We start from the raw sequence: 13977 nt of genomic DNA on the forward strand, positions 1-13977 counted from the left end.
CCAATATAATGCTGTTACCTTTGCATTGCCTGATTGTGAGTATCTGCTTGATTGAAATCAGCGTCGACGACCAGCTCTACGAACGGCGAGAAATCGGGCCTAACACTCCGCCAGAGCATCCGAATGCACGCCGTTTATATAATTATTGGCTTGAAAAGCGCGGTCAGCGGGCTTTTCCGTCATGGCGGGATATTGATCTTCTTGATCTGTGGCAAATCGCATCGTGTTTAATCGTCAAAGACGTTATCGATTACGGTGCGGACTTCCGTAACCGGTATTGGGGGACACAGGTTACACAGCGGGCCGGCTTCGACGCCACAGGGCGAACACACTCTGAGATTTACAAGAATCAACCGTTAGGGCCGCAGATGGATACTTATCAGGCGGTTATCAATACGCGGCGTCCTTACATGGTTCACCGCACCAGCACTTTTATCGAAGGCCGTGAATTCGTTGTTTTCAATGCTCTCAATCTGCCATTGGGCACCAGCGACGAAAAGGTCGATCACATCATGATAGCCATCGACTACGAGTAAAGGCCTGCATTTAACCCCCTCGCCCCCTGAATGAATTCAGCTATAATTACCGCATGATTGGCCGAACCGGACATTCAGGTTTTTTTTGTTGCTTGGCATTGGCCTGCATAATCTTGTCAATGGTTACACCTGCTTGGGGGGCATCCTGCAGTTTCCCGCAGCCACGCGATGTGCAGGTTTCTGTTACCCGACTTGATGGCGTGATTAGCATGAATAATGAACGTACACGCGACAGCCTCCGGCGGATGCAGCGTCAAAGCGGGCGCGCCAAGGCATTCGGTCCGGCATGGACTCCGGTTGGGCTGACGCTTACCGAGCTTCAATACCAGTTACGCCTGAAGATCGAAGCTTACCCCATCTCGGGTAACGTCCACTGCGCACGGCTGACAGATGTCGATGCGGAACTCGGTTACAACAAGTTCAAAGTTTATATCGCCCGCAAATTCCGCCCTGGAACATGTGCGCATCGGTCGATCCGCGCACATGAAATGACCCACGTCGCGGTGTTTCGCCAGGCCCTTGACCAGTTTTACCCTCGCCTGCAACGCAGACTGCAGCGTGCCGTACATGAAATTGATACCATCAGAACGTCCAGCCCGGACAATGCAGCGACATATCTGAGAAAGCGCCTAAGTGCGACAATCCAGCCATTGTTTCTGGAGATGAACAGGGAACTGGATCGAAACAATGCGCGTCTGGATACGCCTGAACGATACCGTCACGAGCAGGCTCTTTGCCCGGAATGGTAAGCTCAATGTAAAGATTTTATTGCAATGCAGCATTTGTTTTTGCAATGCAACATACTATATTGACAATCTTGGACACGATTCGCGGCCACCCAAGGCCAGCGCTGTTTGGATTGAAAAATGACAACCCGCAATTTGGAAAACCTATTCCGCCCAAAGTCGATCGCCGTTATCGGTGCGACTAACCGTCCCGGCTCGGTCGGTTCCGTCATCATGCACAATTTGCTCGAGGGAGGATTTGAAGGCCCCATACTGCCGGTAAACCCTAAGCATAGCGCCGTTGCCGGTGTTCTTGCCTATCCCGATGTCGAGAGCCTTCCCATGCCGCCGGATCTGGCCGTGATCTGCACACCACCGTCCGTAATCCCGATGCTTATTGAAAAGCTTGCGGCGATCGGCACCCGCGCAGCCATCGTGCTTACGGCCGGGCTAGACGAAGAGATCACCCGCGATGGCAGAACCATAAAGCAAGCCATGCTGGAAGCCACCAATAAACATATTTTCCGGATTCTCGGCCCGAACTGTCTTGGCATCCTAGTCCCCGGAATCAAGCTCAATGCCAGCTTCGCGCATCTTCCCGCTACGGACGGCAAAATTGCCATGGTGTCGCAGTCCGGCGCACTATGTACGGTAATTCTGGATTGGGCGGCAGAAAATGGTGCCGGTTTCTCACACTTCATTTCGCTCGGCGAATGCGTCGATGTCGATTTCGGCGACGTCATTGATTATCTTGCGACGGATGCCTCGACCCGGGCTATTCTGCTTTATATCGAATCCATTACCAATGGTCGCAAATTCATGTCTGCATGCCGGTCCGCGGCACGGAACAAACCTGTCATTGTGATCAAGTCGGGCCGCGGCGGTGCCGGTGCGAAGGCCGCCGCATCGCACACCGGTGCTTTGGCCGGTGCAGACCATGTATATGATGCCGCGTTCCGACGTGCCGGTATGCTACGCGTCGATGAAATCGGTGAACTTTTCTCGGCCGTAGAAACTCTGACCCGAGCGAAGCCCCAAAAAGGCGAGCGGTTGATGATGATGACCAATGGCGGCGGGCTCGGTGTTATGGCGGCGGACATGCTGGGTCAGCACGATATCGAAATTCCGGAATTGGCGGACGAGACCATCACGGCATTGAATGCGGCCTTGCCCGGAACATGGTCGCACGCCAACCCGGTCGACATTATCGGCGATGCCCCTGGTGAACGGTATACGGCAGCCGCTCAAGCCTTGCTTGATGACCCGTCGGCCGATGCCCTGCTCGTCATGCACGCACCTACTGCAATTGCATCCAGCATTGAAGCTGCCGATGCGGTGATCGCCGTGGCCAAGAAAAGCGGCAAGAATATTCTGGCCAGTTGGGCCGGCGGCAAGGCCGTAGCACCGGCGCGCAAGCGTCTGCGCGAAGCAGGTATCCCCTCTTATGACACGCCGAATGATGCCATTCGCGGGTTCTTGGAAGTTATAGAATACAGGCGCAACCAGAAGCTTTTGATGGAAACCCCGCCTTCGGTTCCCAATTATGTTACGTATGCCCCCGAGGCCGCACGTCTGGTTGTTGAGGCCCGGCTCGGCAATGGCCGGGATTTACTGACCGAACCTGAATCAAAGGCCGTACTGTCGGCATACGGCATTCCGACGGTCGAAACGCACATAGTCCGCACCCCCGAAGAAGCCGCCGAGAAAGCAGATGAAATGGGCTTTCCCGTCGCACTGAAAATTCTTTCGGATGATATCAGCCATAAATCCGACGTCGGTGGTGTCGATCTGTTTCTGAGTAATGCCGGCGCCGTAAAAACGGCGGCTGAAGATATACTCAAGAATATTGCAAGAATACTCCCGGATGCCACTGTACAAGGGTTCACCGTACAGCAAATGGCAAACAGGCCTGGCGCTCATGAGGTTATTATCGGCGTCTCGCCGGATCCGGTATTTGGGCCGATTATTCTTTTCGGTCATGGCGGCACAGCCGTCGAGGTGATTGGTGACCGCAGCGTCGCACTGCCGCCGCTGAACATGACCTTGGCTCGCGATCTGATTTCGCGCACGCGCATATCGAAGCTCCTTGCCGGCTATCGCGATCAACCGCCCGTTAATATGGATGCGCTTTGCGAAACATTGATCCACATTTCACAGATGATCATCGATATCCCGGAAATTCAGGAACTGGACATCAATCCGCTACTGGTCGACGAACATGGTGTACTGGCGCTCGATGCACGGATACGCGTCTCCAGTCGCAAGGACAAACCCGGGCTGGCCATTCGCCCCTACCCGAAAAATCTGGAAAGCGATGTGGTTCTGAACGATGGCGAGAAAGTGCACATCCGCCCGATCCGCCCCGAGGATGAGCCGGCACACGTTGAATTTCTGTCCAAGATCAGCAAACAGGATATCCGCTTCCGTTTTTTCGGACAGGTCCGTGATCTGCCGCACAGCGAGATGGCAAAACTGACGCAAATCGATTACGACCGCGAAATGGCCCTGGTCGCGAAACGCCCGGGCGCCACCAGTGAAGGAGAAACGCTGGGTGTCGTCCGGACGATTACCGACCCTAACAACGAGCGCACAGAGTTTGCGATCATTGTCCGCTCCGACCTGAAGGGCCATGGCCTGGGCGGTATTCTGTTACGCAAGATGATCGAATATTCACGCGCCAGGGGCACGATCGAAATGGTTGGCCAGGTACTGCGCGATAATGAGGTCATGCTGGCCCTGACCCAGCAGCTCGGCTTCACCCGGTCATTGGTGCCGGGCGAGGAAGCATATGAGGTCAAGCTTCAGCTTCTGGAAGCGAAAGCGGCAGTTTGAAGATGCCATCAGGTATCGTCTAGGCCGTGCCGGGGATTACTTCGTCGTTGCGATGAAGACGCCATCCCAGTCCGGGTCGGGCGGGTTCACGCGGTATTCGGCAATCCGTTCGTCATAGAGATCGCAAAGGACGTGCAGGTTGCAGTCGAGTTTCCAGGGCTTCTTCGCATCACTGCCCAGATCGCGGATTTCATCGAACATTTCCTGCGCATCGTCCCACTGCTGGGCACGGTACATTTCCTGCGCATCGAAGATCAGATTCTGCAATTTCTTGAATGCGGGATCGGCGAGGACTTCCTCGTCCCCCATCAGGCCATAGATGTAGGTGCCTTCGGTCTTACCCTTCACCTGGATGAAATCGAGGTCGATGGTGGCCAATCGGTCCTTGACCGCATTTCGCGTCGTCGGACCGAGCACGACATTCATGCCATAGCTTTTGCTTTGACCTTCAAGACGCGCCGCCAGGTTCACCGCATCGCCAAGCACCGAATAGTCGAAGCGCATGTCCGATCCCATGTTGCCGACGACGCAAGGGCCCGTGTTGAGGCCAAGGCCGACTTTCAGCGGGATATGCTTTCGACCTTCCTCTTCTGCTTCCTTCTCCAGTCGGTCATTGAGCGGATGCATCTCCGCAAGCATCGCCAGAGCCGATGCACAGCCGTTGTATTCCTGATCGTCATCATCCAGCGGCGCGTTCCAGAACGCCATGATGCAGTCGCCCATGTACTTGTCGATGGTGCCCTTGCGCTCAAGAATAACGTTGGTGAGCGGCGTCAAAAGCTTATTGATCAGACTGGTCAGGCCGACTGCGTCAAATTGTTCTGAAATCGTCGTAAACCCGCGCACATCACAGAACAGCAACGTCATTTTGCGCTGATCGCCGCCCAGCTTCAGCGCGCCCGGATCACCGGCAACGCGCTTGACCATATCCGGTGACAGATATTTCGAGAACGCGTCACGGGTCTGACGCCGCTCGGCTTCCTCACGCGCATACCCCAAATAGGTCATCGATGTGTACATGACCGCAATGCCGACCACCGCATAGGTCGCATCGAGCAAAACAAGATTCTCAGCAAACAGGTACCATGATGTCCCGAGTGAACCACCTGCCACGAGAAGGAACAGGGCTGCCGTCCACTTCGCGCCGACCCACGGCACAAGGATAATCATGATGATGCCACCAACAAGCAGGATCGAAAGCTCCGCAACGTCTGCATAGTTCGGCCGCACCAGGTATTTCTTATGGATGATCGCCTCAATCAGCTGGGCATGCACCTCGACCCCGGGGATGTCGCGTTCCGTCGGGATAGAACGAATATCTCGAAGTCCCACTGCGGAAGTTCCCAGGATCGTCAGCTTGCCCTTGATCATTGCCGGATCGGCCGTGCCGTTCAGCACCTTGTAAGCCGGGACATATTTATCCCAATCTCGTTTCGAGAAATACGGCCATATCTGGCCGATCCTGTCCGTTGTCACCTTTAATCCCTTGGCAACACCTGCGCCAGTCATACCGGCTGCATTCACCTCTGCCAGCACCGTTTGCCGGCCCGTGGCGATCCTGAGCATTTCAATGGCCAAGGCCGGAAAATACTCGCCATCGTGTCCAAAGAACGCAGGTACGCTGCGCACGATTCCGTCTTTCCCTGGGATAACCGAGAAAATGCCATGACCACCGAAACGGCCAATCGCCGCTTGTTCGATCACCGGCACATTCCGCACCAGTGACGGAAATTTCGGAATATAAGTATAAGGCTCAACGGCATTCTTTGATGATTTACGCACTGCAACCGACTTTTTGACCGGTGGTCCCTTAACGCCGTCGGTTTCGTTCGGGCGCCCGGCCTGGCCAAGAACGACCCTTGATTTGCGAATCGTATCGGCGAAAATCTGGTCGTTGCTTTTTAACGAGACCAGTTTGGCCTTTGTCGCATCATCAAGGCCGGCAAGTGTCGACGCGACGCTGGCCGGGTTCATCCTGTCGGGCTCGGCAAACACAATATCGAATGCCACCAGAACGGCGCCCATCTGCATCAGATTCTGGACCAGTTGTGCCAGTATGTTTCGAGGCCAGGGCCACTGCCCGACCGTCTCCAGGCTCTGTTCATCAAGATCGATAATCGTAACGGGTTTGTTTTCCGGCGTCGGTATTTCGCGGGGTTTTATTTCCTGATAATAGTCGAAAACCTTATTTCGCCATGCATCCAAGAAACCGATGTTGGTTTTGACATCGACGTAATACAGCCCAAGGAACGAAACCAGAAGGATCATGCCGAGCGAGCGCTCGAAACTGAATATGGATTTAAGTATCCGCAAAAAATCGAGCTCCCCGTCCCAGGCTCCAAGCCTTAAGTCTACACATTTTACGTCATATGGGGTCAAGCGTCTTTCGACAATTACCCAGAATGTATGCTAAAAGATTGAAATATCGTATGGTATCGTGCATTGCGACACATGTTCAGGGACCTTGAATGAGCGATAACGCCAAGCGCGCGTGGCTAAAGCCCATAATGAAGCAATTGAAGCCGATCTTTCGCGAGGTTTTCGTGATGTCGGCGTTTGTCAATCTTATGGCGCTGGCGACTCCGGTCTTCACCATGCAGGTCTATGACCGCGTGGTCGGGACTGGCGGCCTCAGTACGCTCTGGGGCCTTGTCATCGGCATGACCCTGGTGGTGCTGTTCGATCTTTCCCTGAAACAGGCGCGCTCTAGAATCATGCAGACGGTGGCGCTTCGCGTCGACGTCATTGTCGGCCGATACCTGTTCGATAAATTAATGAGCCTGCCGCTGGACGTACTTGAGGCCAAACCGGCAAGCTATTGGCAGGCCCTGTTCCGCGACGTGGATACCATTCGCAACACGCTGTCCGGCGCCTCGGCCATCCTGCTTTGCGACCTGCCGTTCGTCATTATGTTCATTGTCCTGATTTCAATAATCGCAACGCCGATCGCCTGGGTCTTGCTGGTCATTCTGCCTCTCTTCATGTTCGTCGCCTGGCGTTCGAGCGGTGTCATGTCACAGGCCAACGCTGCGGAGCGTGAAAGCACGCAGGGCCGCGACGCCCTGATCGCCGAACTCATTCAGGGGCGTACAACCATCAAGGCACTGGCGCTTGACCGTTCCATGCGGCCTTTGTGGGAAGAAACCCATGCCAACAACATCGCACAGTCGATGTACCGTGGCAGCAAGACTGATTTCTATACCAACTGCTCGCAATCCCTGACCATGGCGACGACGATTTTCATGACCTCCGTCGGGGCCTATCAGATCGTCAACCAGAACATGACCATGGGCTCGCTGATTGCAGCGAACATGCTGTCCGGGCGAATTCTCGGGCCGTTGAATCAACTGGTCGGACAATGGCGCGCCTACAACAGCTTCAAGCAATCGGTGGATCGTCTGGGTGAAGTGTTCTCATCCATTTCTGACCGTACCGAGAGCGAGGTGAAACTCGAAAAGCCGCGTGGTGAAATTCAGGTCGAAAACCTGACCTTCGCTTATGCCGAGGGGAACAAGCCGGTCGTCGATTCCGTAACCGTCAATATCCATGCCGGCGGCGTGCATGCGCTGGTCGGCAGGAACGGCTCAGGCAAGACGACACTGTTGAAAATGATTCAGGGCCTGTATGCGCCGACGAACGGCCGCGTGCTGCTGGACGGCGCCGACATCGCCCAGTTTACACGCGCGGAACTCGCAACGTGGATGGGCTATGTACCGCAGGAAACCGTCCTGTTCGCGGGCACTGTCCGTGACAACATCGTGCACCGCTTCCCCGATGCGTCGGATGAAAAGATCATCGAAGCGGCGACACAGGCCGGTGTGCACCACTTCATCATCGATCTGCCGGATGGCTATGCATCGGATATCGGCGAAGCCGGGCAGCGTCTTTCGGGCGGACAGCGTCAGCGTATTGCCATTGCCCGTGCCCTGCTCGGCGATCCGGCCGTGTTGCTGCTCGACGAGCCTTCGGCCAGCCTTGACCGTCAGGCCGAACAGGAACTGCGCAAGACCCTGGTCGAAATCGGCAAGACAAGAACCGTCGTGATCGTCACGCACAGCCCGATCCTGTTGGCGGCGTGCGACGACCTCGTTGCTCTGGATAAAGGGAAGGTTGCACTTGCAGGGCCGTCCCGGGAGATACTGCCGAAGCTCTTCGGCCAGCAACCGATGGCGAAAGGCGACGCACCGCAAGAAGCCGCCGCAGCCCCTGCGAATGCCACTCAGAAACCGGCACCGCCGCGACTCAAGGGAACAGGTGAGGCGCCCCCTAAAGCCCCGCCACAAGCAGTCCCGCCACAAGCAACTGCCCCGCAACAGCCCCCGCGGACGCCACCAGCCGCAGGCCAACCGCCCGCTGCTACAAAGGCTCCGGTCCCGCCGCAACCAGCAAATATGCCTGCGCCCGGCACCCCTGCGAAAACAGCGCCGCCATCGCCCGCCAACGCCGACTTGCCGCCGAAGACGGGGGGTGCCGCCGAAGCGATTGCCGAGCGCGCAAAATCCAAGAATGCCGAGCGTTCGACGGCGGATCCCAGCGTCCCGGCCAGCAATATGTTCAAACTGGATGGCGATGCGAAACGGTTGCTTGATGATCCGTATGCGGATTTAATTAAGGGGTTCGATGGGGACCATAAATCGAACCAGAAAGCGCCTGACGAAGCCGCGAGCCCAAAAAATCAAAAGGCGCAAGCCGATTAGGAGTTGAGCGATGAGTCCCGACGCATCAGGACCTGAACAAACAGCTGATCCCCAGAAGATTACGCAACCGGGACCGCCCAGCGGCCCGACCGCGTCCGACAAGCTGGATATGATGTTGAACCAGAACCCGCTGCCGGGATGGCGTCTGGTTGCGTGGCCGGTCATGATCCTTCTGGCTGCAGGTCTGACGTGGGCCAATTTCGCAACCCTTGACGAGGTCTCGATCGCCACCGGAGAAGTCGTTCCTGCCGGACGCATCAAGGTCGTGCAACACCTTGAAGGCGGCATTATTCAGGAAATTTATGTTACGGAAGGCGATACTGTGCGCGAGGGGCAGACACTCTTGCAGCTCGACCTCGCGTCTGCAGGCACCAACCGCGAAGAACTGCAGGTCCGCATCGATAGCGAGCGCCTGGTCAAAGCGCGTCTCGAAGCCGAAGCTACTGGGGCAGAGCTTGTATTCCCCGAAGATGTCGCCAAACGCCGTCCCGCCATCGTCGCTGCTCAGCGTCAGGCCTATGAAGCACGACGGCGAGAGCTGTCGTCGACAATCCAGGTGATGCGCGAGCAGGTCAAACAGCGCGAGCTTGAAGTTGAGGAACTGACCGCGAGGTCGCGCGCAGTCGAGAGCAACTACAAGCTAGCCTCGGAACGCCTGAAGATGTCCAAGTCGCTGCTGGCCGAAGGGCTGACGGCAAAAATGGAACACCTGGAACTGGAAGCCGAAGTCGAGAACCTTGACGGTGAGATGAAGTCATTGCGCCCGTCCCTGCCGAAGGTACAGGCCGCCGTCGAGGAAGCCCGTCAGCGCCTGCAGGAAACGGAAAGCCGCTTCCGCCGTGAAGCACAGGATCAACTCGGCAAGATTGAAGAAAACATTGCCCGCGTGACGGAATTGTTGAGCGATGCCACTGAACAAGGCATCCGCGCCGAGATCAAAAGCACAATCAACGGCGTTGTTAAAAACATGCGCTATAACGCCATCGGCAACGTCGTCAAACCGGGCGAACCGATTATGGAACTCGTGCCGACCGGCGATCAGCTCGTCGTTGAAGCGAAACTTAACCCGATTGACCGTGGATATGTAACCGAAGGTCAGGCCGCAACGGTCAAGATTTCCACCTACGACTTCGCCCGCTACGGCGGCTTGAAGGGGCAGGTTATCCGCGTTGCGCCGGATAGCAGCACGGATGAGGACGGCGCACCCTATTTCCGCGTCGTCGTGCAGACGGATAAGAACTACCTGGGCAGGGTCGAGGGCGATCTGCCGATCACGCCCGGTATGCAGGCGACAGTCGATATCCATACAGGCGAAAAATCGGTCATGGACTATCTGATCAAACCGGTCTTGAAGCTGCGTCACGAAGCTTTCCGCGAACGCTAAGAAAAGACAATTTATCAGCCGGGACTCTGCTGCTAATTATTTCTTAAACATAAGGGATTCTTTATAGTAGCAGGATTCGCCGACATTGTGTGTCGTCCGGTGAGCGCAGGGAAACTACTGAGAAGCGACTAAATGTCATTAACAACTATATTCGGTGTTTTAGGTGCGCTTGGCCTGTTTCTTGGCGCCATTATCATCAGCACCGACAACTATATCATCTTCCTCAGTGGATCGAGCTTCATCATGGTTGCCGGCGGGACGCTCGCGTCGACCTTTATTTCATATGAGCCGCGGTACGTTTTGCTGTCGCTGAAACTGATCTGGCGTATTGTTTTCTCACCCAAGGTCGGCCGTAATGTCCTCAAAAGCGAAGTTGGACGCATTATCAAATGGGCCTACACGGTGCAAAAAAGCGGCGTGCCGGCCCTTGAAGCGGAAGCCATGAAAGCAACGCGTGGTGATAAATTCCTGCGATTCGGGGTCGAGATGGTGGTCTCGGGATATACCGGCGAGGAAGTCCGCGAAATCATGACCAATACCATCGAAACGACTTATGGCCGGAATACCGTGCAGGTATATATCCTTAAGGACATGGCTTCGGCGGCCCCAGCCTTCGGCATGATCGGAACCCTGGTCGGCCTGATCATCATGCTCGATAATATGGGCGGTGATCCATCTCAGCTAGGTAAGGGGCTGGCTGTTGCTTTGTTGACGACATTGTATGGCGTGCTGTTTGCACGGATATTCTTCCTGCCGACTGCAACCAAGGTTCTGCAGCGCGAACAAATCGTTAAATTCCGCAACTATCTGGTTGCCGAGGGTCTTGCTCTCCTCGCGGACAAGAAATCACCGCGCTATATTCAGGACAAGATGAACAGCTATCTCGATCCATCGATCCACTTCAACATCGACAAGATGAAGAAATAGCGGCACAAGACCACTCACAGGAGGCCGGTTTTGGCGGCACCCAAGAACGAACCACCTGAAGATGCAGCGGAAGATTGGCTAACGACGTTTGCCGATGCCATAACGCTGTTAATGGCGTTCTTCGTCATGTTGCTGACATTCGCCGAATTCGACATTCCCGCGTATGAAGAACTGTCTTCCGCCGTCGCAGCGAACATCGGCGGCCGCGACAAGCAGACGACGACTCAAAGCCTGAAAATCGACGCCCAGGATCTTGTCTATGAAATGCAGGCCGATCAGGTCGTAACCGTCGGCGCGGACGACAAAGGCGTGACGATCGAACTGCAATCGAACGCATTCTTCAAGCCCGGCTCGGCTGAAATTGTCCCGGCCGCGATCCCGGTTTTGAAGAAACTCGCCGAGACTTTATCTTCACCGAATTACGAGCTTTATAACGTCGTTGTCGAAGGGCATACCGATGACGGGCAGATCAGCACCAAGCAGTTTCCATCGAACTGGGAATTGTCCGCAGCCCGGGCATCAACCGTCGTCAGAATGTTTGAAGGTAACAATGTCGCGCGCGAACGGCTCGTCGCTACGGGCTATGCGGATACGCGTCCAAAGGTGCCGAACCTGGATCTGGAAGGCAAACCGATCCCCGAAAACCGGGCCACCAACAGAAGGGTCGTCCTGAGACTTCATCCGATGTCCCTGAATGAGCGTGATGCCTATATCCGCGCACAAGAATTCAAACGCCGCCAGGAAGAAGCAAAAGCCGTCGCGCCGCAGCAGCAAGCCGGCACGGTTCCTGGTGCGACGCTTGAGCAGCGGCTGCCGATACAGCCGGCTCCACAAGCACTGAATCCGGCACAGCAGCAAACCAAAACGGCGCTCGACAATCTGAAACGCGAGATCATCGCCGCCGGATTGCCGCAAAACATGAATGCTCTTGAAGAAATGCAGTTGAAATTCGACAACCTGGCGTCAAGCAGAGATCCCGCGCTGAGCAAGGATTATGAGCAGTTCGAGGCCTTCCTGAATGCCGAACGCCAGCGCTTGACGACGCAAACTGCTAATTGATTTCTGAAAACAAAGGAAAGCCGCCGAAAGTTATTCGACGATCAGTTCCATACCTTCACGGCTGACGAAATTACCTTCCCACGCCTCGGCGGCTTCAATGGCAAGGTTATCCATGAATTCGTCATTGTGGTCCGGATCATGGTGGAAGATTGCGTGCCGCTTAACATTGGCAGCCTTACAAAGGCGCATCCCCTCTTCCCATGTGGAATGCCCCCAGCCGACTTTCGCCGGGAATTCCTGTTCCGTATAAGTGCAGTCGTAAATTACCAAATCCGCGCCTTCGATCAGTTTCAAAATATTCTGATCGGGTTTGCCGGGTATGTGTTCGGTGTCCGTTACATAGACCACTGAATTACCTTCGTGATCGACCCTGTAAGCGGTAGCTCCGTTCGGGTGGTTCAGCGGTGCCGTCGAGATGTCGACCCCCTTGGCCAACGAAAAACTGTCGCCGGCTTCAAAGTCTTCAAACCGCAAACTCGCCTGCATCGCTTCGAGCGGTACAGGAAACATCGGGTTATGCATCTGTGTCGATAACACGTCCTGGACGCCGCCCTGATTTTTCAGATGCCCGGCCATGATATGAATTGATCTCTTTGCATCATAAGCCGGCACGAAGAATGGAAATCCGTTGATATGATCCCAGTGGGTGTGAGTCAGAAGAAGATGAGATTCAGTGATATCATCTTTAAGAAAGGTGTTGCCGAAGTTTCGGATACCGGTGCCTGCATCCATGACAAAGCGATAGTCACCAGCTTGAATTTCAATGCAGCTGGTATTCCCGCCATATTTCATGTGATCGGGAGTTGCACATGCAATGCTCCCCCTGACCCCCCAGAATTTTACACGAATCGACATATATCCCGCTCGGTTTGGGCGACGGTCAAACGATCCAACTCCCCGAATTAATACCTCAGCTTATATCAATGATGGTAGTCGTACCACATTGGTTTGCCAAATTATTCTGCAGTTTTGATTATTTCCCTGACAGTTTCCTTACGGCAACCTGACTACCGACTTCAAGGCCCAGTTTCGCTGCCGCGTGCCCATGACTTACGGCAATCTCAACAAGCCCCATCGCATTCTCATAACAAAACGCCGTACCTTCAGGAACGTCAGAGAATGTCCGAGCACGCCCTATCGTTCCAGAAGGCAAATCAATTGCAAAATTGGTGGTGAGTATGCCCCAGCGGGTTCCCAGCATACAGTTTCCATAACCGTCAATGTAGATTACTTCAGCTAAATCGTCGGGCCAATCCGTGTTCGGCGAAGCCCCTGGCTCTTTCTTTCTGGCTATATCGGCAAGCGCCCCATACCCCTCTTTGGCTATTTTTGCAGCAACCGGTGCAAACAGGTCCCGGCCATGAAAACTGGCCGAAAGCCTGTCCGGCGCATAGGTGATCTCCCACCATTCAGGTTCCGATTCGCTACGCCGTGCGACTATTTCGAATAACCCGTTATCTGGCCCAACGTACCAACGGTTATCCGCACGAAGAATAATCGGCGCCCGGCGGCTGCCGACACCGGGGTCAATTACGGCAAGACAGACGGTTTCTTCAGGTAGAGGCCCCATCACCGCCGGCAATAGATATGCCGCCGAACGTGGATCGAACGCAGGCGCATCCGCCATCAGGTCGACAACAGGTATACCGGGCGCTTCACCATAGATGGCTGCCCGCATCTGCCCCATATAGGGGCCTTCCGTTCCGAAATCCGTAAACGTTACGATCATGGGCCAGACGTTATCGTATCCTATCCGCTCTCACCAAGAAAAAGGGGCGCCCCGAAGAGCGCCCCTTGATCGCTTGGCCTTGTAAGGC

General features: G+C 55.2%; 10 protein-coding genes. 7 read left to right on the forward strand and 3 right to left on the reverse strand.

Features of this window, described 5'->3' with window-relative positions; all coding sequences use genetic code 11:
* The first annotated feature begins 47 nt into the window (after window positions 1-47).
* From L2D14_12850 to L2D14_12860, 3 genes are all read left to right on the forward strand, one after another.
* A complete protein-coding gene (locus tag L2D14_12850; GenBank protein WNJ98753.1) occupies window positions 48-536 on the forward strand; it encodes a PAS domain-containing protein in 489 nt (162 codons plus the stop codon).
* Window positions 537-745: 209 nt separating this feature from the next.
* A complete protein-coding gene (locus tag L2D14_12855) occupies window positions 746-1285 on the forward strand; it encodes a hypothetical protein (GenBank protein ID WNJ98754.1) in 540 nt (179 codons plus the stop codon).
* A gap of 117 nt (window positions 1286-1402) precedes the next feature.
* Window positions 1403-4093: a bifunctional acetate--CoA ligase family protein/GNAT family N-acetyltransferase gene (locus tag L2D14_12860; protein ID WNJ98755.1), complete on the forward strand. Its 2691-nt coding sequence runs from the start codon at window positions 1403-1405 to the stop codon at window positions 4091-4093.
* A 36-nt stretch (window positions 4094-4129) separates the two neighbouring features.
* Here L2D14_12860 and L2D14_12865 read toward each other — a convergent pair whose 3' ends face one another.
* Window positions 4130-6406 carry an adenylate/guanylate cyclase domain-containing protein gene (locus tag L2D14_12865; protein ID WNJ98756.1) on the reverse strand — a complete coding sequence of 759 codons (2277 nt, stop codon included), beginning with the start codon at window positions 6404-6406 and terminating at the stop codon, window positions 4130-4132.
* Window positions 6407-6561: 155 nt separating this feature from the next.
* Between L2D14_12865 and L2D14_12870 the strand changes: the two genes are divergently transcribed.
* The 4 genes from L2D14_12870 (at window position 6562) to L2D14_12885 (ending at window position 12160) form a co-directional block, all read left to right on the forward strand.
* The gene (locus L2D14_12870) at window positions 6562-8790 is read left to right on the forward strand and encodes an ATP-binding cassette domain-containing protein (protein ID WNJ98757.1); all 2229 of its coding nucleotides are present in this window, start codon (window positions 6562-6564) and stop codon (window positions 8788-8790) included.
* Window positions 8791-8800: 10 nt separating this feature from the next.
* Entirely contained in the window at window positions 8801-10174 is a 1374-nt protein-coding gene (locus L2D14_12875) for an HlyD family type I secretion periplasmic adaptor subunit (GenBank protein WNJ98758.1), read from the forward strand.
* A gap of 132 nt (window positions 10175-10306) precedes the next feature.
* Window positions 10307-11101, forward strand: a complete 795-nt coding sequence (locus L2D14_12880) for a MotA/TolQ/ExbB proton channel family protein (protein WNJ98759.1) — start codon at window positions 10307-10309, stop codon at window positions 11099-11101.
* 30 nt (window positions 11102-11131) lie between these two features.
* The gene (locus tag L2D14_12885) at window positions 11132-12160 is read left to right on the forward strand and encodes an OmpA family protein (GenBank protein ID WNJ98760.1); all 1029 of its coding nucleotides are present in this window, start codon (window positions 11132-11134) and stop codon (window positions 12158-12160) included.
* A 30-nt stretch (window positions 12161-12190) separates the two neighbouring features.
* Here the strand turns inward: L2D14_12885 and L2D14_12890 are convergent, their stop codons facing one another.
* Window positions 12191-13015, reverse strand: coding sequence for an MBL fold metallo-hydrolase (locus L2D14_12890; GenBank protein ID WNJ98761.1), 825 nt, complete (start codon window positions 13013-13015; stop codon window positions 12191-12193).
* A gap of 118 nt (window positions 13016-13133) precedes the next feature.
* Complete coding sequence (locus L2D14_12895; GenBank protein WNJ98762.1) at window positions 13134-13889, reverse strand: SAM-dependent chlorinase/fluorinase; 756 nt, start codon at window positions 13887-13889, stop codon at window positions 13134-13136.
* Between the last annotated feature and the right edge of the window lie 88 nt (window positions 13890-13977).

The organism is Thalassospiraceae bacterium LMO-JJ14 (assembly GCA_021555105.2).
In the GTDB taxonomy this organism is placed as follows: Bacteria; Pseudomonadota; Alphaproteobacteria; order Rhodospirillales; family Casp-alpha2; genus UBA4479.